This window comes from Neorhizobium sp. JUb45, from assembly GCF_004343585.1.
In the GTDB taxonomy this organism is placed as follows: domain Bacteria; phylum Pseudomonadota; class Alphaproteobacteria; order Rhizobiales; family Rhizobiaceae; genus Neorhizobium.
In genome coordinates this window covers 312505-337529 of sequence record NZ_SLYW01000003.1, presented here as the reverse complement: position 1 = coordinate 337529, position 25025 = coordinate 312505, and the positions used below count along the sequence as shown (strand labels likewise).

Sequence of the window (25025 nt, the reverse complement as noted above, 5' to 3'; positions counted from 1 at the left end):
ATCTGCCAATCGGGCTAGCCCGGCACGGCAACAAAATCAACGTTCACGGCAAGCCGCGAGCCTATTGATGCACGACGATCCGGGCGTGATAGGGTACGCGCGTGTAAAGATCGATGACATCCTGATTGATCAGGCGCACACAGCCGGAAGAGGTGGCCTTGCCGATCGACTGCCATTCCGGCGAACCGTGCAGGCGGTAAAGTGTGTCCTGATTGTTCTGGAAGATGTAAAGCGCACGCGCACCGAGCGGGTTCTTGACGCCCGGATCCATGCCGCCGTTTTCGACGGAGAAACGGGAAAGGCCGGGCTGGCGGGCAATCATGTCGGCGGGCGGCTTCCACCGCGGCCAGGGCTGGCGCCAGTGAATGACGCCTTCGCCCTGCCAGGCAAAACCGTCACGGCCGATGCCGACACCGTAGCGCATGGCCGTGCCGCCGGGCTCTACCACGTAGAGAAAACGGTCGGGTGTGGCGACGACGACCGTGCCGGGCGTTTCGCCGGTCGGGTCGATGACGCGCTGGCGATAATATTTCGGGTCGATCTGCTGGTAGGGTATGGCCGGGATCTGGTGGCCGCCATCCGAAATGGCAGCATAGCGCGCCTGCAATTCGGCTTCCGTTGCCGGAACGATCGGGCGGCGCACCTGTTCTGGAACAGGCACGTTTTTCGGGCCTGTGCTGGTGGCGCAGCCTGCAAGAGTGGCTGTCATGGCGGCGGAGCCGATGACGAAGGCGCGCCGCGACAGTTGAAGTTCGGTGGTCATGGGAGGGTACGGAATCTCTTGGAAACAATGATGATCCGTTCTGAACCGGCGCTTTGCGGCGGACAAGCTGGTGGCCATCACATTGGCGGCATTTCCATGCCGTTGCTGAAAAGCTCGGCAAATATGCCACGCTTGCGGCAATCGCGACAAAAAGCCTGTGTGAGGCGTGGCTGTGTTGCGCGCAAGCTGTGGAAACCGGCGCCAAGCCGGTATATCTCAAACATTCCCGGTCTGAAGGGATGAAACCAATGGAAGACGACATGACGAACGAACCCGACGAACCCGAGATGGAACGCTCCGAGCTGGCGGGCGAGTTCACCGAGGATGACGTGACTGTCCTCGTCGATATCTATCGTCCGGCCGGCACACAGAACGACTGGATTCTCGAAGTCATCACCGAAGAGGACGACCTGACGAGCTGGGAAGAGCCTTTTGCCACCGACCGCGAGGCTTTCGAGGAGTTTCTGGCCACCGTCGAGCGCGATGGCATCCGTTCCTTCTTCGGCGGCGAGGATCCCGAACCGGCGGTGCATTGATGAAACGTGTCGATGACCTGATCCAGTCGGCGCGGGCCGTGCATGACCGTTACGCCAACGGCCGTATGGATCGCGAGATCGTCCGCCAGTGGGCAATCGGTCTCGGCGGTTATCCGGAACCCCATGCGACGGCAGTGGCGGAGGCCATCGCATGGCTCAAGCCGTCGCGTGACGGCGCTGATCCGATCGAGTTGAAGGTCGCCGATCTGGCGAGGCTGCAGGCGATTTACAGCGCTTGAATGTGGGCCCCTCCCGCAGGAGAGGCCCTTTTCGGCTGAAACTCAAGCGGCCTTGATTGCCGCCACGCCATCCAGTTCGGCCATCACGTCGTCAGACAGCTCAACATCCGTTACCGCCAGGTTTTCGCGCAGGTGCCCGACCGACGACGTGCCGGGGATCAGCAGGATGTTCGGCGAGCGCTTCAGCAGCCATGCCAGCGCCACCTGCATCGGCGTTGCCCCAAGGCGGGTTGCGACATCCGAGAGCGTCGAGGATTGCAGCGGGCTGAAACCGCCAAGCGGGAAGAACGGCACATAGGCGATGCCGTCACGGGCGAGATCGTCAATCAGTGCATCGTCATCGCGATGTGCCAGATTATACGCGTTCTGTACGCAGACGATGTCGGCGATGCGGCGGCCTTCGGCAAGCTGTGTCGGGGTTATGTTGCTGAGGCCGATATGGCGAACAAGACCCTTGCGCTGCAACTCGGCCAGCGCCGTCAGCGGCGCTTCAAGCGACCCTTCCGCCGGACCATGCACGCCGAACATCAGGCGCAGATTGACGACATCGATGACATCGAGGCCGAGGTTTTTGAGGTTGTCGTGGACAGCCTGTTCCAGTTCCTGCGCCGAAAAGGCCGGCAGCCAGGATGCATCTTCGCCACGACGCGCGCCGATCTTGGTGACGATGACGAGATCATCCGTGTAGGGATGCAGCGCTTCCTTGATCAGCTTGTTGGTGACATGCGGGCCATAAAAATCGCTGGTGTCGATATGGTTCACGCCGCTTTCTATCACCTCCCGCAGCACGGCGATGGCCGCGTCATGATCCTTCGGCGGGCCGAAAACACCCTTGCCGGCAAGCTGCATGGCGCCGTAGCCGAGCCGCTTCACTGTCCGGTCGCCGAGTGTGTAGGTGCCGGCCTTGTCGATATTGGTCATGATCGTTCTCCTTGGTGTTGGGTGAAACGAAGATAGGCCCTGTCGGTTCGCGCGATAACCGGATATAATCGGCACGAGTTGTGCAGGATTTCGAACAATGAAAACCGATCTCGGTGATCTCAATGCCTTTGTTGCGGTGGCGCGTGCCGGCGGATTTCGTGATGCCGCCCGTAGCAGCGGTTACAGTGCGTCTGGCTTAAGCGAGGCGGTGCGGCGGCTGGAAACGCAGCTCGGCGTGCGGCTTTTGAACCGCACCACCCGCAGCGTCGTGCCGACAGAAGCGGGCAGAGGCCTGCTGGAGCGTCTGGGGCCGGCGCTGGCAGAGGTCGAAACGGCGCTCGACGTGGTCAACGGCTATCGCGACAGCCCCACCGGCGTGCTGCGCATCAATGTGCCGGTCAGCGCCGCAAGGCTGGTCCTGCCCGCCATCGTGCCGGGTTTTCTCGCCGCATATCCGGATATCCGGCTGGAAATCATCAGCGAGGACAGTTTTGTCGATATCATCGCTGCCGGTTGCGATGCCGGTATCCGTTATGATGAGCGGCTGGAGCAGGACATGATTGCGGTGCCGATCGGCCCGCGTGTCCAGCGTTTTGTCGCAGCCGCTTCGCCCGCCTATTTCGAACGTCACGGCCGGCCGCAGCATCCGCGCGATCTGCTGGATCACGCCTGCATGCGCGGGCGTTTTGCCAGCGGTGCAATGATGGGGCCGTGGGAATTCGAAAGGGATGCGGAGATCATCCGCGTCGATCCCACCGGGCCGCTGATCGTCCAGTCCGGCGGCGCCATCGATCTTGCGGTCGAGGCAGCGGTGGCCGGAAGCGGCATCATCTATCTGTTCGATGGCTGGCTGAAACCGCATCTGGACAGCGGCGCGCTGGAGGAGGTTCTGGAGCCGTGGAGCCAGCGCTTTCCCGGGCCGTTTCTGTATTATTCGGGCCGGCGTCTGGTGCCGGCGCCGCTTCGCGCCTTCATCGATTTCATCAAGGGTTCGGCCTCACGCCTATCGACGTGAGGCCGTGCCATCTCAGATCGGTTTTGGCATGGTGACGCCCAGCCGTTCGGCGTGTGGCTCGATGGAGCCGATGATGGTCGGGTAAAGCGCCACGCCATCCGCCAAGGCCGTCTTCTTGCGGCCAAGCGCTGCCTCGCCGGGCAAGCGCACGCGATTGACGCCCGGTCGCGGCGGGGTGGCGTGGCAGGCATCGGCCAGCCAGCCGGTCTGGCGCAGAAACGCGTCGCGCCCGCCAAAAGCCTCCGGGTCCCAGACCTGCACGGTGACGGCTGCATTGGTGCCTTTCGGCGCGTCGGCGCGGCCATAACCGGCCAGTCCTTGCGTGATCGCCTCCACCTGCAGCGCCATGCCATATCCCTTCTGGCCGTGGTCGAAGCCACCGGTCGGCAGCAGCGAGCCGCCCTGATCCAGCACTTTGGGGTCACGCGAAGGATTGCCCTGCGCATCCATCAGCCAGTCATGTTCGTATTGCCGGCCTTCGCGGATCAGTCGCTGCGACATGTTGTTGGTGGTGATCGAGGCGGAAATGTCGATCAGCATCGGCCCATCCGGTGTGGGAATGCCATAGGCGACCGGGTTCGGCGTATAAACGCCCTTCAGACCACCGAACGGCGCCACCTGTCCGCCAGATGGCGAGGACGAGGCGACGGATACCAGCATGCCTTTGGATGTCGCCAGTTCCAGATAGGCGGCCAGCGCGCCGATATGGTGGCTGTTGGCGATGACCACGGTGGCGGTGCCAAATTTTTCGGCGCGCTCGACGGCGAGTTTTACCGCTTCCGATGTCAGCCATGCGCCGGGCAGCCGGTTGCCATTCCAGCACACGGCCGGTCCCTTGTCGCTGACGACGTCATAGGTTCCGGCCTTGGTGACCACGCCATCGGCAATGCCCTGCAGGTACCAGCCGGCCAGCGCAAGCCCGTGGGTGGAATGGCCCATCAGGTCTGCCTCGACCAGATAGGTGGCAACGGCTTCGGCCTTTTCCGTCTCAAGTCCGGCCTTGGTGAATAGCGAGCGGGCAAGGGCCAAAAGATCGCCAGCGGCGTAACGGGGTTCGGTCATCGGTCATAAACCTCCTTGTTGAGCACGCGGGCAGGGCGGTTGCCGGCAATGAAATCCTGAATGTCGCTGATCACCATAAGGCCAACATTTTCAAAAGCTTCGAGACTGTCGGCACCGCTATGCGGCGTGAAAACCACGCCCGGCAGCTTGAACAGCGGATGCGACACATCCGGCGGTTCGGTAACAAAGGCGTCGATGCCCGCGCCCTTCAAGCGCCCGTCGCCAATGGCTGCCGCCAGCGCATCATTGTCCACCACTTCGCCACGCGCGAGATTAAGGAGGCAGGCAGTCGGTTTCATCAGTGCCAGTTTTTCCGCATCGATCAGCGCGGCATTGCCGGCGCCACCAAACACATGCAGCGAAACATAGTCCGCGCGTGCCAGCAATGCATCGAGTTCTAGCAGTTCGATCCCGTGCTCGGCCATGAAGGCGCGGTCAGGGTAGAGGTCGGAGGCAACCACCGTCATGCCGAGGCCGATCGCCTTTTTCGCCAGCAGTTTGCCGATATTGCCAAGCCCGACAATGCCGAGCGTTTTTCCGGAAATCTCGACGCCGGGACGACGATCCCAGCCACCGGAAACGACACTTATATGGCCCTGCGCAATGTTGCGGGCGAGCGCAAACATCAGGCCTACCGCAAGCTCCGCCACCGCATTGGCATTGGCCGCCGGCGTATTGGTGACCGGCAGGCCGCGTGCTGTGCAGGCGGCGATATCGACGCTGTCCGTGCCGACGCCGTGTTTGAGGACGGCGCGCAGTTTCGGCGCATGGGCAATGCTCTCGGCGGTGACCGAGGTCAGGCCGGCAACCAGAAAATCTGCGCGTTCAATATGTTTCGACAGTCCGCCATCAGCAAGCGCCGTGTCGACGCAGCGGATGATCTCCCAGCCGGTTTCTTCCAGTATCTGTGGCAGGCGGCAGTGACGGCCGAAACCGGGCGAGGTGGTGGCGATGACGATGCTCATGCGCGCCACCGTCGGCGATTGAGGACGGTACAAAACGGAATGCTGGTGTTCATGTCTCTCCCGATCGTCTCTTCACCGGCCCATGAGGGCAGGCCTGAAATCATGCTGCGGGAAAGATCGGTCGGTGGTGGTAAAAGGCTCTGCCGGCGCGTCGCGCCATTGTCTCTCCCGCATGGTCGCCGCGAGACTCCTCCCCGCAGACGACAGCCTCCAAGACATCGCGCGGTGAGGGGTAGTTGTCAATTGAAATTGGCAAAAAAGTTATAGACTATGGCTTGTGATGGAGATTTTGCATGCGACCTTGCATGTTAAAGAGGACGTTTTGGCTGGTAATCATCTGTTATAATGATGATTTTATTGGATGTCGTTTCGCCCGCTGCGTCTTGGTCATCTCTCTGTCCTCCTCTGCCTGCGGAAGATCATTTCAGACAACTTTTGCAAAATAATTTTACAACTTATTCTGAATCGACGCATCAAAACGCCATCGTGGCAATTTTCCCACCTGCATCCGGCCGCAAGCGGCGCACTCGCTCAATCGGTGGCCTTCGCCTCGTAGAAGGCGCGTGCATCCTCCGCCATCGCCTGCCGCGACGGGATTTTCGTGTAGAACATATGCCCGCCGCGATAGACCTTCAGCGCGGCCCGGCCGCCCGCGAGTTCCGGCGGCAGGTGGTCGATCACATATCGACTGGCGCCATAGGGCGTCAGCGCATCGCTATAACCATGGGCGATCAGCAGCCTGAAGGACGGGATGACGGACAGGAGATCGCGCAGATCGTTGGAAACGCTGGCCAGCGCCCGCGCGTCACCGCCGCGATTGCCGTTCCATTCCCAGCGGCGGTTCACCTCGGTATTCAGCAGCGAATAGGTCATCTCCGTTTTGAAACCGAGCGTGTTGCGGGCATAGGCCGCAAAGGCGGAGCCATATGCGCGTGTGTAACCGTCGAGGATCGGGTCGTCGTTCTGGCTGTAGGGCGCTTCCGGATAGGCATCCGCCACGGAATAGGCGGCATCATACGGGCTCACCACCTTGCCCGCGCCCGCCATCTGCTTGGCATAAATGTCACCGAGGAAACCACGGCTTCGGGCGATGGCGTCCTTGGGAATGCCGGTCATGCCGGCCAGCCGGCTATACAGCCCGTCCGCCGCTGCACCCGATGGCCGCGCGCCGGCAAGCGAGGTGAGATAGGCGCCCATGGCAAAGCTCTCGGCCTCCTTCAGCCCGCTGGGGGTAAACGTACCGTGCCGTTCCATCTCGGCGGCGGCCAGCGACGGTAGTTGCAGGGCGGCGGTGAGCGGATCGTCTGAATTGCCGACGAACCGTCCCTCCAGCAGCGGCGACAGCATGACGATGCCGGAGACCAGAATACTCTGGCTGTCCTTCAACGCCGCCGCCACTTTGGCCGCGCGAAAGCCGCCATAACTTTCGCCCAGCAGATACTTTGGCGCATCCAGCCGGTCGTTGCGCTGGGTATAAAGCGCAATCGCCTTGGCAAGGCTTTCGGCATCCTGCCGCACCTTGTAAAAATTGCCGGCCGCCTCGTCGCTGGTCGCGCGGCTCCAACCGGTACCGACGGGATCGATCAGCACGAGATCGGTAAAGGCGAGCCAGCTGTCGGGATTGTCGCTCAGCAACGGCATCGTGCCATTGTCGCCCGTCTCGCCGAATTCCAGCACCTTTGGCCCGATCAGCCCCATATGCAGATAGGCCGAGGCCGCCCCCGGCCCGCCATTGAAGGCAAAGGTCAGCGGCCGGCCCGGCTTGCGATCCTTGGCGACATAGGCGGTGTAGAAAATCTTGGCCGTTCGGTTGCCGTCCTGGCCGATCAGGTCAATCGTGCCGGCGGTAGCCGTATAGGGCAGCTCGGTATCGCCGGTTTTCAGCACGTGGTCGGTCGTGGAATCCGCAGGAATCAGGCTGAAAATGCCGGATGAGGCCGGTTCGTTCTCCTGCGCCGTTTCCTTCTGCCCGCGTTCCGGCGGCGGCTCTTGCGCCCATGCCGGAGCGGTCATGGTGAGCAGCACGGCGGTGGTGGCGGCGGCAAAACGAAGGGCAAGGCGATGGGACAAGGGTCTTCTCCAGCATTTCCTGTCGGGCATGGCGAATGTAGGTCGCAGCGCCGTTAAGGAAACTCAACTTGGCTTGATCGCTGCGTCATGAAAGACCGCCACAAGCGCATTGAAAGCCTCACGGCGCAGGTATAGTCATCGATAAAAGACTGCAAAACCTGAGAGGCGGAATGATGTATCTGACACAAGCGGAATTCGAGGACCTGCGTGATTTTCGCCATCGTCTTCACCGCCAGCCGGAGCTTTCCGGCGAGGAAATCGAGACGGCAAAGCTGATCGCCGAGGCGCTTTCCGCCACCGCACCGGAAGAGATCGTTACCGGCATCGGCGGCCATGGCGTTGCCGCCGTTTATCAGGGCAGGGAGCCAGGGCCGAGCGTGCTGGTGCGCTGCGAACTCGATGCACTGCCGATCGAGGAGCTCACGGATCTTCCCTATAAGTCGGAGATTGTCGGCAAGGGCCATCTCTGCGGCCATGATGGCCACATGACCACGCTTCTCGCCGTTGCCCGTGCACTCGGCCGCCAGCGCCCGCAAAAGGGCCGCGTCATTCTGATGTTCCAGCCGGCAGAGGAAAACGGTGCCGGTGCCGCCGCCGTCATCGCTGATCCGAAATTTGCGGCGCTCAAGCCGGATTTCTCGTTCTCGCTGCACAACATGCCGGGCCGTCCACTCAGCCACGTGGCGCTGATGGCCGGCCATGTCAATTGTGCCTCGCGCGGCATGCGCATCGAACTGACCGGCAAGACGGCGCATGCCTCGATGCCGGAAGACGGCACATCGCCGGCGCCAGCCGCTGCAAAACTGATCGCCGAACTGCCTGGCCTCGGTGCCAACCGCAACAGCCATGTCGGTCCCGATTTTTCGCTGGTCACGCTCACCCATGCCCGCATCGGCGAACCCGCTTTCGGCATCGCCCCCGGATATGCGGAAATCTGGGTGACCTTGCGCACGCTGCACGACGCCCGCATGGCGGCTCTCGTTGCCCAGGCCGAGGAGCTGGCGGAAAGCGTGGCCTTGCCTGCCGGCCTTCACCTCGGCATCACCTATCATGACGTCTTTCACCATTGCGAAAACGATGAGACCGCCGTTGCCTACCTGAAGGCGGCCATGGATGCGGAAAACGTTCCCTATGATGACGGCGACGGTTTCGTGCCGATGAAGGGATCGGAAGATTTCGGCCTGTTCGGCCACGTCTCGAAATCGGCGATGTTTTTCCTCGGCGCCGGCGAAAACCATCCGCGCCTGCACAACCCGGATTACGACTTTCCCGATGAACTGATCGACACCGGTTCGCGCATCTTTCTGCGCACCATCCGGGATATTCTGGGCTAGGGTCTGAAGGAGGCAAACATATATAAAATTCCTATATGTTTGCCTCCACCACCCACTCGCTTTCCTATCGCCGCCGGGCCATTTATTGCGGGTTGAACACAGCAATTCCTTGAGGCGCGCCGGAGATCGGCATGCCGGAGATCTTTGATGGCACTCGATGACGGCGACCGACGCCCGTCCCCGGAAGCGCTTCTTGAACGCGCGGCGCAGGAAGGTCGTGGCCGCCTGAAGATTTTTCTCGGGGCCGCCCCCGGCGTCGGCAAGACCTATGAGATGCTGATGTCCGGCCGCGCCCGGCAGGCTGATGGCGTCGATGTCGTCATCGGCGTGGTCGAAACCCATGGCCGGCAGGAAACCATGGCGCTGGTCGAGGGTTTTGAAATCATCCCGCGCCGGATCATCGATTATCGCGGCCAGACGCTGGACGAGATGGATCTCGATGCCGTGCTGGCGCGCAAGCCGGCGCTGGTTCTGGTCGATGAACTGGCCCACACCAACGCACCGGAAAGCCGCCACCCGAAGCGTTATCTCGATGTGCTGGAACTGCTGTCGCGCGGTATCGATGTCTATACCACGCTCAATGTCCAGCATGTCGAAAGCCTCAACGATGTGGTGGCGCAGATCACCCGTATCCGTGTGCGCGAAACCGTGCCGGATTCGGTGATCGACCGCGCCGACGATATCGAGATCATCGACATCACGCCGGACGATCTGATCAAGCGCCTTCATGATGGCAAGGTCTACATGCCGAAGACCGCCAAACGGGCGACGGAGAACTATTTTTCGCCCGGCAACCTGACGGCCCTGCGTGAACTGGCGTTGAGGCGCACCGCCCAGCGGGTCGATGATCAGTTGCTCAACCACATGCGCGCGCATGCCATTTCCGGTCCATGGGCGGCGGGTGAGCGGGTGCTGGTCTGTCTCGATCATGGCAGCGATGGTCCGGGTCTGGTGCGGTATGCCCGCCGTCAGGCCGACCGGTTGCGCGCCCCATGGGCGGCACTGCATCTGGAAACGCCCCGCGATGCCATGCACCGCGAAGAGGACAAGAGCCGGCTCGCCGCCACGATGCGGCTGGCCGAACAACTCGGCGCCGAAACCGTGACCTTGCCGGCCTCGCGGGTGGCGGCCGAAATCGTCGCTTATGCCGGCGCCAACAATTTCACGCACATCGTCATCGGCCGCTCGGCAAAATCGCGGCTTGTGGAAATGTGGCAGGGGTCGGTGACGCAGGATCTCGTCCGATATGCCGGCGATATCAGTGTCCATGTCATTTCCGGCCGGCAGGCGGATGGCCCGTCGAGCGGCGTGCGCACCGCCGCACCGCCAACACCATTCAAGCTGTTGCCCTATCTCGGCAGCACCGTCTTCGTTGCGCTGGCGGTCGGTGTCGGCACGTTGCTGGACAAGATACTGGCGGTGCAGAACCTCGCGCTCGTTTTTCTCATGGCCGTTCTGGCCGCCGCCGTTCAGGGCGGCTTGGCGGGGGGCATCTATGCCTCGGTTCTGGCCGCCCTTTCCTTCAACTTCTTCTTCCTCGAGCCGCGCTACAATTTCACCGTCCGTGATCCGGAAAGTGTGGTGGCGCTGGTGTTCTTTCTCGGTGTGGCGCTGGTGGCGAGCAACCTTGCCGCCGCCGTGCAACGTCAGGCGGCCGCCGCGCGCCAGAGGGCCAAGACGACCGAAGACCTTTATCTCTTTTCGCGCAAACTGGCCGGTACCGGCACGCTGGACGACGTGCTGTGGGCCACCGCCTTCCAGATCGCGTCGATGCTGAAAGTGCGTGTGGTCATCCTGCTGCCGGAAGCGGGTGAGATCACCGTCAAGGCCGGTTATCCGCCGGATGATACGCTTGTCGATGCCGATATCGCGGCTGCCAGATGGGCCTGGGAGCACAACCGCCCGGCCGGCCGGGCCGCCGATACGTTGCCGGGGGCAAAACGCCTTTATCTGCCGCTCAGCAGCGGCCGCGGCGCGGTTGGTGTCATCGGTCTCGACAATGATCGGCAGGGGCCGCTTTTGACGCCGGAACAGCAACGCCTGTTCGATGCGCTGGCCGATCAGGCAGCCTTGGCCATCGAGCGCGTGCAACTGGTGTCGGATGTCGACCGTGCCCGCCTGGCTGCGGAGACCGACCGTCTGCGCAGCGCGCTGCTCAGTTCCATCTCGCATGATCTGAAAACGCCGCTCGCCTCCATCATGGGCTCTGCCGGCACGCTCAAGGATTTTCACGCCAACCTCGATGACGAGGCGCGGCTGGACCTGCTTTCAACCGTGATCGACGAATCCGAACGGCTCAACCGTTTCATCGGCAATCTGCTGGATATGACCCGCCTCGGCTCCGGCACGATGGAGCCGAATTCCGCCCTGCATTTTGCCGGCGATATCGTCGGCACCGCACTCAGCCGCGCCGCCAAGATCGCCTCGGATCATCGCATCCGCGTATCGATCCCGCCGGATCTGCCGATGGTGAAGGTCGATGCCGTGCTGCTCGAACAGGTCCTGTTCAACCTGATCGACAATGCCGCCAAATATTCGGCGGATCAGACGACGATCGAAATTCGCGGCTGGTCGGATGGCGAGGCGGTCCAGATTGCGGTGGTCGATGAAGGTCACGGTATTCCTGCCGATGATCTGGAACGCATTTTCGACAGTTTTTATCGCGTCCGCAAGGGCGATTTCGTGCGTGCGGGCACCGGCCTTGGCCTGTCCATCTGCCGTGGTTTCATTGAGGCCATGGGCGGGCGCATCAAGGCGGCCAATCGCACGGATCGCTCCGGCGCCATGTTTACGATCAGCCTGCCGGCGGCATCGCCGCGGCTGATCCCAGAGGAGACCAAGTGATGCAATCTGCTGTCCGCATCCTCATCGTCGATGACGAGCCACCGATCAGAAAACTGTTGCGGGTCGGCCTGTCCTCGCAGGATTACGCCATCAGCGAAGCGATGAACGGCAAGGTGGCGATCGAACTCGCCAAGACTGACAAACCCGACCTGATCCTGCTCGATCTCGGCCTGCCGGACATGTCCGGCCATGATCTGCTGGCAAAATGGCGGGCCGAAGGGCTGGACCTGCCGATCGTCATCCTGTCGAGCCGCACCGATGAGGCCGGCATCGTCAAGGCGCTGGAACTGGGAGCGGATGATTACATCACCAAACCCTTTGGCATGAACGAATTGGTCGCGCGCATTCGCGTGGCTCTGCGTCACCGGCTGCAGACGCAGGGCGAAAAACCGGTGTTCCAGACGGGCGAACTGATGGTCGATCTGGTCAAGCGCATCGTCAAGGTCGCCGGCAATGAGGTGAAACTGTCGCCGAAGGAATACGATATTCTGCGCGTGCTCGTGCAGCATGCCGGCAAGGTTCTGACGCATCGCTTTCTGCTGGAACATGTCTGGGGCGAGCCGACCGATGTGCAATATCTGCGCGTTTATGTGCGCCAGTTGCGCCAGAAGATCGAGCAGGCGCCGGATCAGCCAAAGTATATTCTCACCGAAACCGGTGTCGGGTATCGGCTGCAGGAAGGCTTATAGTCCCGCCTCGCGGAGCACGACCGTCACCACACGGCGCCAGGCCGCGGCGGCAAAACTTTCGCCTGTGGCATCCAGCACCATCACGCCCTGCAGCGATCGTTGCGGCAACTCAGTCGTGCCGATCACGTCGGCCGTCACGCCATATTCGGCGGTGACGGGCGCCAGTGTCTGGCGTCGCCCCCCACTTGGCGGATGCACGGCGATCGCGCCGCCGAAATGCGAGGTCAGTTGCGGAATGTCGATCTCGCGGGCACCGGATTGGGCAAGCGCCGTCAGCGAAATCGGCAGGCGCGGCTCGCTGACATCGTCGGGCACGAACCATCCGCCCGCCTGCTGCGCCAGCCGCCGTCCTTCATTGCCGCCCACATAACCGCGCACCACGGTTCCGGCTGTCGAGGAGAGGAAGGCAAGCTGATCCGCGCGCGAAACCCATTGGCCTTCGTGGATGTCGGGGTTGATATCGTTGATGCGGCCATCAAACGGTGCGCGCACCGTCAACTGCCCTTCGCGCTCTGCCAGTCCCTCGGCCCGGGCGGAAAGCCCGCCGAGCTGGCTTTCGATGACACTGCGGGCGGCGAGGTCTTCCGGATTGGCGCCAACGCGGGCAAGCCGGCGCTCTGCAAGCTTGATCTCCTCCGCCACGATCCGCATTTCCTGCTCCACCGCCGGTGCGTCGATGACGAACAGGATATCGCCGGCCTTGACCGACTGGCCCTTGGTGACGGCGATCGTTTCCACCCTTCCGGGTTCCTGCGGGTAAAGCCGCACGAATTCGCGCGGCAGAACCATGGCCGGGGCGCTGACCTGTGTGGAAAGCGGCAGGAAGGCGAGCACGATCAGCCCGAGAAAAACGCTGGCGCTGACATAGGTTCGTCGGCTGGCAAGGATGTCGTTACGCATGGACCACCATTCTTTCACTTCCATCCAGACGGGCCGGATGATGAAAAAGCCGATTTCGACGGCAAACAGCATGATACCCACGATCTTGACCGCGAAGTGGTACACGAGAAGGGCAATGCCGAGATAAAGCACGATCCGGTAGACGGCGGTCGCCACCGCATAGATCGTCAGGGTCGCATCGAGCCGCCGCGGAAAGGCTTCTGGCGGGGCGTAATGCGGACAGAACAGGAATTCGCGCAGCCGCCAGCGCATGTGCCGGAAGGCGCGGGGCTGCAGGTTTTCCACGCCCAGCAGGTCGGCGAACATGTAATAACCGTCGAACCGCATGAACGGGTTGAGGTTGACGATCAGGCTCATGATCCACCCGGTCGCGGCCAGCACGAACACGGCGCTGCGCAACACGCCATCCGGCAGAAACGCCCAGAGCAGAACCGCAAACGAGGCGACCGTCAGTTCCACCATGATGCCGGCGGAATCGATCCTCAGCCGCTGCCGCCTTGAGCGCAGTTTCCAGGCATCGCTGACATCGGTGTAAAGCAGCGGCACCATCACCATGAAGGCGATGCCGATGGTCGGCACACGACAGCCATAGCGATGCGCCACATAAGCGTGGCCGAGTTCGTGCAGGCATTTGATGAAGATGATCGACACGACCGAAATCACCGCGCCTTCGAGAGAGAAGACGTAAGGGAAGGTGCCGATGAAATCCTCCCATTGCCGAGAAACGAGATAGAGGCCGAACGCTGCCGCGATCAGCGTGACAATGGCGAAACCGCGGCTGAACAGCAGCGAAACACTCGGCCATGTGGCGCGGATGAACCTGTCGGGCCGCACCAGCGGGACCTTGAAGAACAGGTAATTGTGGATCAGCCGCATGAACCACGAATGTTTCTGGTTGGCGCGGGCATGCAGGCTGCGCCATGAACTGGTGGCGGGCTGCGAGAGCAGCATGTTCTGTTCCAGCATGCGGATGATAGAAACGATATCCTCACCGGAAAGCGTGTTGCCGAAGCGCGTGTCGACCGCCTTGATCAGGTTGGAGACGGTGCGCGCCGCATTCCACAAGGACAGGATCTGGAACATCTCGTAGGTGATGCGGAAGAACTTGTTGCGCAGCGGATCGAGCACGACCCATGTCGGCGCGCCGGAATAGCTGGTGCCGCCCTTGGTGATCTGCAGATCCTCGCGGATCGGCGGCAGCGGTATTTCCTGCGGCACGCCCGGAGGACCTTTGCCGCCCGCCAGCATCTGTGTGCCGGCGGGCAGTGTCATGGTTTGCGGCGCGGCCGTCATAACCCGAACTTCTGCCGCATCAGCGCGATCGGCTTGCGGAACAGGTAATAGCCAAGAAACACCCGGTCGCCATAAATCTGCGCCGTGCCACGAATGCCGAGACGCATGCTCTTCGGCTGATCCTCCAGTTCTGCGTAGATGCGATAGGCGAGCTTGTCGCCTTCCACCATGCGCGCCTCGAACGAGGCCGAAACCACCGTCGCTTTTGCCGGTCGCAGCGGATCGGAATCGAGGAAGGCGCGCACGCTTGCCCCAGGCGCCACGGCAATCGCATCGGCCACCGGCACATCGATGCGCAACTGCATGCGCGAAGGATCGGCCACTTCCATGATGCGCTCGCCGGTCGTCACCGGCCGGCCGATCCAGTCGCGTTTGTCGGTATAGATCGCCACGCCATCCACCGGCGCACGAATGTCCGAGCGCTCCAGCATGTCGCGGGCGTAGTCGCGTTTGGCGGCGGCGACGGCCACCTCGCTGCGGGTGACCGCCAGTTCCGCACGCAGCCGCGGATCGGAAACCGCGCCCTGCGTCACCTGCATCAGCTTGGCCTGCGCCACCCGCACATCCTGTTCGGCAACGGCCAGTTCGTTGCGCAGCACCACGTCGGACATCTGCACCAGCCGCTCACCCTTCGCCACCCTCTGGTCGGGGCTGACGAGGATGGCGTCGATGACGCCGTCGAGCGGCGCGGAAATTACTGCCGGCGCGATCGGTGCCACCGCAGCCGGTGCCAGCACGGTCATCGGCACCGGCACGAAGGCAAGCGCGATGGTGCCGATGGCGGCCGCGGCGAGAAGCGGCTTGATCTTCAGCCGCCGCCGCAGTTTTCGCTCGCCGGTCAGCGCCGCCCAGGCATGCGCATAGGTATCGGCCAGACGTCGGGAAATGAGACTGTCCATCTCGCTCCACGCCGTTTCGCGCGCCAGCAGCATACCGCCGAAAACCTTGCCGTCGCGCAGCGCAAACTGCTGCCAGTTCATGAAGCGATAGGGAAAGCTCTTGTGCTCTGCATCACCGGGCGGGCAATGGGCCGGCAGGTTGAACACGCGGGGGGCGCCCAGTCCCGGCGCCTTTTGCAGGTCGGCAATGATCGCCTCGACCCAGCGGATGCGCGGCGAATTGCGGTCCACTGCGCCGATCGAACTGGCTGCCCCCACGGTGAAGACGTCGGAGCGCCCCTGCAGCACAAACACCTGCCGGCAGCGGGTCAGGCGCATGGTCTCGTTGGCAATCAGAAACGCCAGTTCACCAACCGTCTCAGCCTGCCGTGCTTCCGCCTCCACCTTCAAAAGCAGATCGAGACCTTTGGAGTTGGCATCGGCATTGGCCGGCGCGGCGGTGCCTCGCACTGTGCCGGCATTGCCGCTCTGCTGCCGTACAGGGCCGATAGTTGGCGCGCTATCCCGGCCGGGCGGATCGTTCTGCGGCGTGATCTTGAATTCCATGGGCTACTCGCTCGCCGGCACGTCTTCGAACGTGGTCGGGCCGCTCATGCCCGGCAGCACGCCGTCGGCGCCATTCCAGAACCGCCCGGTCACCTTCACCGTCTGGCTGACCGGATCGACCACGGCGGCAATGCGAACGATCTCGGCGCCGAGGCTTTTTCCCGTCTCGTCGATCCGGATGGTGAAGCGGCTGCGCGGTTTCAGCCAGCGCAGCCAGTCGGATGGCAGAAGGATCTCGATCTCCAGATCCGATTGGCTGACGATCTGCATCATCGGCTGGTTCGGTTCGGGGATCTCATGCGTATGCGCCCGCATCACGGCGATACGGCCGTCATAGGGCGCACGGATGATGCAGCGGGCCATCTTGGAGCGAAAACCCTCCAGTTCGGCGGCGGCCTGATCGGCCTTGGCGCGCGAAAGATCGACCTCGAAATTGCCGACGGCACGCGATTTTGCCAGTCGCTGGTTGTTTTCCAGCGTGATCTGTTCGGCGCGGAACATTGCTTCTGCCGATTTCACCTGGGCTGCCAGATCGCCGCATTCGAATTCGACCAGCGTATCGCCCTTGGCAAAACTCTGGCCTTCGCGAAAGGGCAGGGCGCGGATCGGAAAGGTCAGGTCGGAGGCGATCATTGCTTCGTTGACCGGCTTGACGATGCCGCGCAGCGTTTCGTTGCCGGCCTGTGCGGAGGCGATGCTGATGCTGGCGAATGTGCCGAAAAGGCAGACGGCGAGAAACGCGCCGCAAAGATGCGGGCGCGTTCCATGGGTCGAAAAATCTGTCCGATCGGTCATGATCGACCTCGTTATGCGGTTACTGGATACTCGCTGTTTCGGGCTTAACGTAAATCACCGCGGCACCGCCGCCCTCGTTCCACAGCGCCTTCATGCGCGTGGAAATTTCGGCAACGCTTTCCTTCGTGGTCAGGCCGCGCGGAAAAGGATCGACGCCGAGAGAGGCGTAGACATTGGCATAGGCATTCTGCATGTCGGCATAGGCCATATCGAGCTTCGCATCGGCCACCAGCGCATTCATTTCCTCGCGAATGAGGATCTGCTCGCTGGTTTTCTGCGCTTTTGTTTCTGCCCGTACCTGATTGAGGATGCGATGCGAGACGTTGGAAAGCGCCGCTGCCGTCGAATAGGACTTGTTGAGATGGGCAAAGCGGGCGCGGCTGATATGAACCTGCGTCATCACGGCCATGGCGACGGATAGTGCGCGCGCATCCAGCACCTCTTTTTCCGCTTCGATCTTCTTGTTGGTCGCCGGCAGAGCCACAAGCTTCATCGCGTTGAAGCTGACCTTGGCGCCCCATGAGGCCCAGTTGGGATCGGAGATGAAGTCGTTGCTGTCATAGTTCTTGCCGGCATAGACGCTGAAGCCCGGCAGGATGTCGAGCAGGGCCGCATTGACCTCCTGCTCGTTGATACGCATGCGGTAAGCCACTTCGCGCATTTCCGGGCGGTTCGATGCGGCGATGCGATACATTTCCGAAAGATTGTCCGGCACGCTCAGTTTCGGCATGCTGCGTTTGGGCAGCGCCAGCGTGAAGTCGGTACCGGGCGTGATGTTCATCAGCGCCGCCAGCTGGCTCTTGGCGACCCTCAGTTCACCTTCCAGCTGCTCCACTTCGCGTTTCACCTCGATGAGTTCGCGTTCATAGGTCAGCGCCACCAGCGGTGAGGCCTCGCCGCTGCCGGAAAGTCCGCGGGTTTCGCGCAACGCTCGGGCGACGCGTCCTTCGAGTGCCCGCATGCGGCCGACAAGGCGCTGATAGCTTGCCGCCCGCCAATAGGCGGTGCGCACATCTTCGATCACCTTGTTGACGATGCGGCGTTTCATCTCTTCCTGAATGAGAGCCTGGTCGGCCGCCTGCTTGGCGCGCACATAGGACAGGCCGAAATCGAGAACGTTCCAGGAGAAGGTCAGATCGGCGGTGCGCACGTTCGGATCGCGGGTCGAAGGGGTCGTCGGATCGCCTTCGTCACGGCCGGCATAACCGGCACCGGTGACGAGTTTAGGGAGTGCGCTGTAGCTCACGAGGTCGGCTTCACGAAGCTTCAGCGAAGCCTCCATGATTTCGACCTTCGTATCCAGGTTGTATTTGAGGGCCCTCGCCATGGCCTCGTAAAGATCGATCGAGCCGGTGATCGGTTCCTGGTTCGCGGTCGCCCTCACCAGCTTGTCATTGGCGAAGGAAACGTTTGCCTCGGCTTTGAGTGGTTCGGTTTTTACCGAGCACCCGACTGCAATCAAACTGACCGGGACAATCCATAAATAGGGAAATTTCACCGCTACACCTCAATTACGACCCGCAAAAACACCTGCCGCATACAGCTGACAGGGACCGCGGACATCGTCAGGATTCGCAGATCAACCTAAGAGAGGCTGAACGGAAAGAAAGAAAACCCACGGCTGATTTAACATTTACGAATATGATTAATAAGCGCCTAACATATTAGAGTTAATGAACGTGTGGTCGCCAAAAAACCTCGCGCACAGGCTGAGGCAAGCGCGGAATGATTTTCATGATGTGCCGGAAAAATACGGGGTTTCCAAAACATCATGTATTGCTAAAATTAATAGCTGCTGTTTGTAATTTGGTAAACAACTGAATCCTAATATTGCGTACCGGTTAATGCGATCGCTGATGTCAGGTGGGTTCAAAAAGCCCGCCGGCGCAAAATCTGGACGTAGTGTCCAGGCCATTTATGCGCGGGAAGGTAAGTCATGAACGAGCATTTCACTCGCCCGAAAAAGCCTCTTCCGAAGAAGAAGGCGAAAACACAGAAGGCGAGGGGGCAGGATCGCTTCGGTTCCATGTTGATGGAGCTTGAGCAGCGTATTGCCTTCGATGCAGCCGGTGCAGCGACGCTCGAACATGCTCAGGAGAAAGATCAATCAGCCACCCATGAAGCCGCTGAAAAGGCGGTTTCCGACACGCGTGAAAGCGACGCGCTTACGCGCGCGCTGACGGCCGCGGCCGAAGGCGCCCATACGGGTGTACAACCCACGACTGAGGCCGCGACATCCGGGGCCGGCCGGCAGGTCGTCGTGGTCGACAGCTCGGTGCCGAACTACGAATCACTTCTGCAGGGCATCGAAGGTGATTTCGAACTCGTCGTTCTGGAAAGCGGACGCGACGGCGTCGAGCAGCTGGCGGAAGCGCTGCGGGGCATGGACAATGTCCAGTCCATCCACATCATCTCCCATGGCGATGAAGGCCGCCTTTACCTCGGCACGGCGACGCTGACGGTCGAATCGATGGCCGATGAATATGCGGACGAATTGCAGAGCCTGCGCTCCTCGCTCGCTGACGATGCCGATATTCTCATCTACGGCTGTGATTTTGCCCGCGGCGAACTCGGCGAAAGTGCTGCCCGGATGATGGGTTATCAGACCGGCGCCGATATCGCGGCATCGGACGATGCGACCGGTGCGACCGCCAAGGGCGGCGACTGGACGCTGGAATATCGCTACGGCGAAGTGAGCACCAAATCCGTCGTTTCTGCCGATGCGCAGGAACATTATGCGGAACTGCTCAATGTGCAGGCTTCGGTCGGCAGCGGTGCGGTTCTGGTGTCGTCCGAGCGAACGATCTACAGCGTCGATCTGGCCACCGGCAAGGCAACGGCGATCACGGTTGTGCCCGGCTCCGTCGGCGGCATCACCATGTCAGACACCATCAATTCGCTGGCCGTCGATCAGGCGAACGGGCTGATCTATTACACCGACTCCGCATCGGCCAGCACCAACAGGGCGTTGTTCGCCTATGACTTCATCAACAATACCCACATCCTCATCGACAACGATCTGGGCAGCAACGGTTCCATTACCAATGTTGTTCTGGGCACGCGTGGCCTCGGCAGTGGCGCGGCGGCCTTCTATGGCGGCACGCTTTATCTCGGCGTGGAATCCGGTGCCGGTGACGCCCAGATCTGGCGCCTGACCTTTTCGCCGGATGGCAAGACATTGGCCGGCGTTTCGACCTTCGGCTCCAATCTCGCCAGCACGGACTGGGGCGACTTTGCCATCGATGCCACCAACAGCAATCTGCTCAGCATCACCGGCACCGGCATCACCCGCTACAATCTAACCACCGGCGTTGCCGTCACCGGTACCTTCACCAATCCCGGCGCCACGCAGGGTGCCAATGATGCGGCCGGCAATTCCTATGTCGTCGGCGCACTGACCACCAATGGCACGCCGATCATCCAGCGTTTCAACCCGACGACGGGTGCGACCGTCGGCTCCGCCCTCACCATCACCACCAATGGCACGACGGCATTGTCGACGCTCGTCAGCGATGCGGCCACCTGGACCCCGCCGACGGCGTCCATCGGCGATATCGTGTTCGACGACAACAATGGCAACGGCACGTTCGAAGCGGGCGTTGACGGTGGCATTTCCGGCGTTACGGTGCAGCTGGTGGATGACGTCAACAACAATGGCGTTGCCGATTCCGGCGAGCGCGTGATTGCGACAGACACCACGAACATCAACGGCGCCTATCTGTTTACCGGCGTGTTGCCGGGCCAGTATGTCGTCCGCGTTACCGATACCAACGGCGCACTCGGCAGTTCACCCGCCACGACTGCCACCACACGCTCCGTGTCGATAGGCGCCATCGGCGCGTCGGTGCTGACCGCCGATTTCGGCTATAATGCCGTCGGCCCCACAGTCGATCTGAACTCCGGCACGGTAAGCCAGGAAATCGTTTCCAATGGCGCCGCCCCCGGCGGAACCGGCTGGACGGTTTCCGGCAGCGGCAGTATTGTCAACAATGGCTTCGCCTGGACGGATACCGGCGGCACGGGCACGGTGACGCAGACCGGACTGTCCGGCTGGAACGATGGCCTTGCTCCATCCGGGGCAGCCCAGCTCACGTTCGAAGTCGGCTGGAGCAACAATGCCGGCATCCTTGGCTCGACGGATAACACGACGCCAGCGACGCTCGATATCTCCATCGGCGGTGTCGTTTATGCGCGTGTCTCGACAGGTGTCACGGGCGGAACGCCGAATATCGCGACCATCACCTATCTGAACGGCGCAAGCGGCTCGCCGGCCACCGTTGCCGCCTCCGCGGTCAACACCGCGGCGTGGACCCGGACCGCCGTCACGATCAATCTGCCGTCGACGGTGGCGGCATCAGGCGCTCTGGTGTTCAGCTATTCCGCCACGGGCGGCATTCTGGGCCTTGCTCCAAGCACGGATGACATTTTTATCGATAGCGTCAGCGCGCTGACCAATGTCGATGCGAGCCCCGGTGTCAATTATTCGGCCACATACACGGAAAACGGCGCCGGCGTGAACATTGCCGCTGCTGCCGCGAGCGTGCGGGATCTCGACAGCGCCAACATGCGCGCAGCATCCATCGTGCTGACCAACGCACAGGCGGGGGATCTGCTGGCGCTCGGCACCTTGCCGGCCGGCATCACCGGCAGCATCGATACATCGGTTGCCGGGCAGATCACCATCAACCTGACGGGCAGCGCCACGAAGGCAGCCTATGCCACGGCAATCCGCAACATCACCTTCTCCAATTCCGGCGACAATCCCAGCACCACGGCCCGCGTCATCAACGTCACCGTCAATGACGGTGCCTTCTCTTCGCCGATTGCTACCTCGACGATCAGCGTCATCGCCGTCAACGACGATCCGGTCAATACCCTGCCAGCCGCAGGCTGGACCACGAACGAAGATACCAATATCGCGCTGACAGGCCTGTCGATTGGCGATCCGGATGCCGGCACCGGCACCATGACGGTCACGCTGTCGGTCGGCAGCGGCACGATCACCGCCACCAGCGCCGGCGGCGTCACCGTCAGCGGTTCGGGCAGTTCGATCACGCTCACCGGCACGCTTGCCGCCATCAATGCCTATCTCGCAAGTGCATCCGCCCCGGTCTATGTCCCGGTCGCCGATGCCAATGGCGCGGTTACCCTGACCATGGTCACCAGCGATGGCGGCAATACTGGCATCGGCGGCACCAAGACCGATACCGACACGCGCACCATCACCATCAATCCCGTCAACGACGCGCCGGTGCTCGACCTCGACAGCAGTGCCGCCGGCACCGGCTTCAGCGCCGCCTACACGGAAAATGCCGCCGGCATCGCCATCACATCGGCCGCCAATACGTCGGTTATCGATGTCGATAATGCCAACATGGCTTCGGCAACCGTTGTTATCACCAATGGCCAGGTCGGCGACGTTCTTGCCATGGCGGCAGCCCTGCCGGGCAATATCACCGTCTCCTATAATGCCGCGACGTTTACGTTGACGCTCACCGGCTCCGACACCAAGGCAGCCTACCAGAGCTATCTGGCACAGGTCCGTTATTCGAGCACATCCGACAATCCGACCAATGGCGGCACGGCCACCAGCCGCAGCATCAACGTGTCCATCAGTGATGGCGCGCTGTCCTCCAACACTGCCGTCACCACGGTGGCGGTCACCGCCGTCAACGACGCGCCGATCAACACCATTCCGGCCGGCTGGACCACCAACGAAGATACCAGTGTTGCGCTGATCGGCCTTGCCGTCACCGATCTCGATGCCGCTTCGGGCACGATCACGGTCCGTCTTTCGGTGCCGACCGGCACCATCACCGCGACGGCTGGCGGCAATGTCGCCGTCAGTGGCTCCGGCAGCAACTCGCTGCTGCTGACCGGAACACTTGCCAATATCAACGCCTATCTCGCCAGCGCGGCAGCCCCCGTCTATGTGCCGGTGGCGGATGCAAACGGCGCGGTGACGCTGACCATGGTCACCAATGATGGGGGCAATACCGGTGGCGGCGCACTGACCGATACCGACACCGCAACCATCACCATCACGCCGGTCAACGACGCGCCCATCCTCGATCTGAGCGCTGCCGGCAGCGGCACCGGTTATTCGACCAGCTATACGGAAAATGGCACGGGCGTCGCCATCGTCGCCTCGGATGCGCTGATCACCGATGTCGACAACGCCAACATGGCGTCGGTCATCGTCAGGATCACCAATCCGCAGGCCGGCGACGTGCTGTCCTTTACCGGGACGCTGCCTTCCGGCATCACGTCGGTGGTCTACGACCCAGCCACCTCGACCCTGACGATTTCCGGTTCGGCGTCGAGGGCCGCCTATCAGACTGCCCTGCAGCAGGTGCGTTATTCCTCGACCTCGGAAAACCCCTCGACGGTTACCCGTAACATCAGCGTCGTCACCAATGATGGCGCACTCAACTCCAACATTGCAATTGCGTCCGTCGATGTCATTGCCGTCAATGATGCGCCGGTCAACACCGTGCCCGGCGCACAATCGATTGCCGAAGATACGATGACGCCGATCAGCGGCATCTCTGTCGGCGATGTCGACAGCACCAACGTCACGGTCACGCTCACCGTCACCAACGGCATCCTGTCGCCGTCGGTCACCAATTCCGGTACGGTAACGGGCGTCGGCACGGCGACCGTTACTGTCTCCGGCACGCTGGCGCAGGTCAATGCCGTGCTGGCCTCGATGCGCTATCAGGGCAATGCCGATTTCAACGGTTCCGACACGCTGACCATCGTCACATCCGACGGTTCGCTCACCGATACCGATACGGTGGCAATCACCGTCACGGCTGTGGCCGATGCCACCAATGATACGATCGCGGCGGTCGAGGACGCGCCGATCTCGTTCAACGTGCTGACCGGCACCGGCGGCGCCACCGCCGATACCTTTGCCAATCCGGCCCGTTTCGTCAGTGCAATCACCCAGCCGCCAGCAGGGCAGGGCACCGTCACCTTCAATGCTGACGGCACGATCACCTACACGCCGACAGCCAATTTCAACGGCCAGACGAGTTTCACCTACACCGTCAATTCGGGTGGCGTTTTCGAAACCGCAACCGTCACCGTCAATGTCGCCGCCGTCAACGATGCGCCAGTCAACACGCTGCCGGGCGCCGGCTGGTCCACCAATGAGGATGTCGCGGTCGCGCTGAGTGGCCTCTCCGTCGCCGATGTCGATGCCGCCACCGGTGTGATGACGATCACGCTTTCGGTTCCCTCCGGCACGATCACCGCTACGGCCGGCGGCAATGTCACTGTCAATGGTTCCGGTACCGGCACACTGCTGCTCACCGGCACGCTTGCCAATCTCAACGCCTATCTCGCATCCGGCGCGGTGCCGCTTTACAATCCCGCCGCCAATGCCAATGGTGCCGTCGTCCTGACAATGACCACCAATGATGGTGGCAATACCGGCTCGGGCGGGCAGCTTACCGATATCGATACCCGCACGATCACCATTGCCGCCGTCAACGATGCGCCGGTCAACACGCTGCCGCCGACTTTCTCGGTGGCGGAGGATACCGCGCTCAGCCTTGCCGGCCTGGCGATAACAGATGTCGATGCCGCCAGCGGCACGATGACGGTCGTCCTCAGCGTTAATTCCGGCCTTCTGTCGGCAACGGCCGGCGGCAGTGTCACCGTCAACGGTTCCGGCACGGCGAGCCTCACGCTCACCGGCACGCTCGCCAATATCAACGCCTATCTGGCCAGCGCCGCATCGCGCCCGGTTTTCACCCCAGTGGCCGATTTCAACGGCAATGTCACCTTGACGATGACCACCAGCGATGGCGGCAATACCGGCTCGGGCGGCACGCTGACGGATGTCGATACCAGCATCATCACCGTCACGCCGGTCAACGATGCGCCGGTGCTCGATCTCGACGCATCCGGTGCCGGCACCGGCTTTGCCACCAGCTATACGGAAAAGGGTGCGGGCGTCTCGATCGCCGATGCCGACGTGTCGATCATCGATATCGACAATACCAGCATGGCGGGCGCAGTGATCACCATCACCAATGCGGTGGCGGGCGATGTTCTCATCGTGTCGGGCACACTGCCGGGCGCCATCACCGCGAGCTATGACCCCGTCAATTTCCGCCTTACCCTGACGGGTGCCGGCACCAAGGC

General features: G+C 62.0%; 16 protein-coding genes (1 of these 16 running past the window's edge). 7 read left to right on the top strand and 9 right to left on the bottom strand.

Annotated features, from left to right (window positions below; all coding sequences use genetic code 11):
* Window positions 1–61 precede the first annotated feature (61 nt).
* Complete coding sequence (locus EDF70_RS14190) at window positions 62–763, bottom strand: L,D-transpeptidase (protein WP_132274453.1); 702 nt, start codon at window positions 761–763, stop codon at window positions 62–64.
* 260 nt (window positions 764–1023) lie between these two features.
* Here EDF70_RS14190 and EDF70_RS14185 point away from each other — a divergent pair, with 260 nt between their 5' ends.
* Together EDF70_RS14185 and EDF70_RS14180 are read left to right on the top strand one after the other, a co-directional pair.
* Window positions 1024–1299 (top strand): hypothetical protein, encoded by a 276-nt coding sequence (locus EDF70_RS14185; protein WP_132274451.1) that lies wholly within the window; start codon window positions 1024–1026, stop codon window positions 1297–1299.
* A complete protein-coding gene (locus tag EDF70_RS14180) occupies window positions 1299–1538 on the top strand; it encodes a hypothetical protein (RefSeq protein ID WP_132274448.1) in 240 nt (79 codons plus the stop codon). Before EDF70_RS14185 ends, EDF70_RS14180 begins: the two co-directional genes overlap by 1 nt.
* Window positions 1539–1580: 42 nt before the next feature.
* Here EDF70_RS14180 and EDF70_RS14175 read toward each other — a convergent pair whose 3' ends face one another.
* Window positions 1581–2459 carry an aldo/keto reductase family oxidoreductase gene (locus tag EDF70_RS14175; protein ID WP_132274445.1) on the bottom strand — a complete coding sequence of 293 codons (879 nt, stop codon included), beginning with the start codon at window positions 2457–2459 and terminating at the stop codon, window positions 1581–1583.
* Window positions 2460–2556: 97 nt separating this feature from the next.
* Between EDF70_RS14175 and EDF70_RS14170 the strand changes: the two genes are divergently transcribed.
* Entirely contained in the window at window positions 2557–3474 is a 918-nt protein-coding gene (locus EDF70_RS14170; protein ID WP_132274443.1) for a LysR family transcriptional regulator, read from the top strand.
* Between the two features lie 12 nt (window positions 3475–3486).
* Here EDF70_RS14170 and EDF70_RS14165 read toward each other — a convergent pair whose 3' ends face one another.
* From EDF70_RS14165 to EDF70_RS14155, 3 genes are all read right to left on the bottom strand, one after another.
* Window positions 3487–4536 (bottom strand): Ldh family oxidoreductase, encoded by a 1050-nt coding sequence (locus EDF70_RS14165; protein WP_132274439.1) that lies wholly within the window; start codon window positions 4534–4536, stop codon window positions 3487–3489.
* Window positions 4533–5501: a phosphoglycerate dehydrogenase gene (locus tag EDF70_RS14160; protein ID WP_132274436.1), complete on the bottom strand. Its 969-nt coding sequence runs from the start codon at window positions 5499–5501 to the stop codon at window positions 4533–4535. Before EDF70_RS14160 ends, EDF70_RS14165 begins: the two co-directional genes overlap by 4 nt.
* A 531-nt stretch (window positions 5502–6032) precedes the next feature.
* Window positions 6033–7514 carry a carboxypeptidase gene (locus tag EDF70_RS14155; RefSeq protein WP_245519206.1) on the bottom strand — a complete coding sequence of 494 codons (1482 nt, stop codon included), beginning with the start codon at window positions 7512–7514 and terminating at the stop codon, window positions 6033–6035.
* Between the two features lie 230 nt (window positions 7515–7744).
* Here EDF70_RS14155 and EDF70_RS14150 point away from each other — a divergent pair, with 230 nt between their 5' ends.
* The 3 genes from EDF70_RS14150 to EDF70_RS14140 all read left to right on the top strand — a co-directional run bounded on the left by EDF70_RS14150 (window position 7745) and on the right by EDF70_RS14140 (window position 12438).
* Window positions 7745–8905 carry an amidohydrolase gene (locus EDF70_RS14150; protein ID WP_132275843.1) on the top strand — a complete coding sequence of 387 codons (1161 nt, stop codon included), beginning with the start codon at window positions 7745–7747 and terminating at the stop codon, window positions 8903–8905.
* A gap of 147 nt (window positions 8906–9052) precedes the next feature.
* Window positions 9053–11749, top strand: coding sequence for a sensor histidine kinase KdpD (locus tag EDF70_RS14145; protein WP_132274430.1), 2697 nt, complete (start codon window positions 9053–9055; stop codon window positions 11747–11749).
* Entirely contained in the window at window positions 11746–12438 is a 693-nt protein-coding gene (locus EDF70_RS14140; RefSeq protein ID WP_132274427.1) for a response regulator transcription factor, read from the top strand. The genes EDF70_RS14145 and EDF70_RS14140 overlap by 4 nt, the downstream gene beginning before the upstream one ends.
* Here the strand turns inward: EDF70_RS14140 and EDF70_RS14135 are convergent.
* Genes EDF70_RS14135 through EDF70_RS14120 form a run of 4 tightly spaced genes read right to left on the bottom strand, consistent with a single transcriptional unit; the run spans window position 12433 to window position 18333 of the window.
* Entirely contained in the window at window positions 12433–14631 is a 2199-nt protein-coding gene (locus EDF70_RS14135) for a biotin/lipoyl-binding protein (RefSeq protein ID WP_245519167.1), read from the bottom strand. The genes EDF70_RS14140 and EDF70_RS14135 overlap by 6 nt on opposite strands.
* Entirely contained in the window at window positions 14628–16076 is a 1449-nt protein-coding gene (locus EDF70_RS14130) for an HlyD family efflux transporter periplasmic adaptor subunit (protein WP_132274424.1), read from the bottom strand. The genes EDF70_RS14135 and EDF70_RS14130 overlap by 4 nt, the downstream gene beginning before the upstream one ends.
* 3 nt (window positions 16077–16079) lie before the next feature.
* Entirely contained in the window at window positions 16080–16871 is a 792-nt protein-coding gene (locus EDF70_RS14125) for an efflux RND transporter periplasmic adaptor subunit (RefSeq protein ID WP_132274421.1), read from the bottom strand.
* 19 nt (window positions 16872–16890) lie between these two features.
* Window positions 16891–18333 carry a TolC family protein gene (locus tag EDF70_RS14120; protein WP_245519166.1) on the bottom strand — a complete coding sequence of 481 codons (1443 nt, stop codon included), beginning with the start codon at window positions 18331–18333 and terminating at the stop codon, window positions 16891–16893.
* A gap of 474 nt (window positions 18334–18807) precedes the next feature.
* Here EDF70_RS14120 and EDF70_RS29995 point away from each other — a divergent pair, with 474 nt between their 5' ends.
* Window positions 18808–25025: the start of an Ig-like domain-containing protein gene (locus EDF70_RS29995; protein ID WP_165932029.1), read on the top strand. The gene runs 22030 nt beyond the window's last position; only the first 6218 of its 28248 coding nucleotides appear in the window; its start codon is at window positions 18808–18810; its stop codon lies off the right edge, out of view.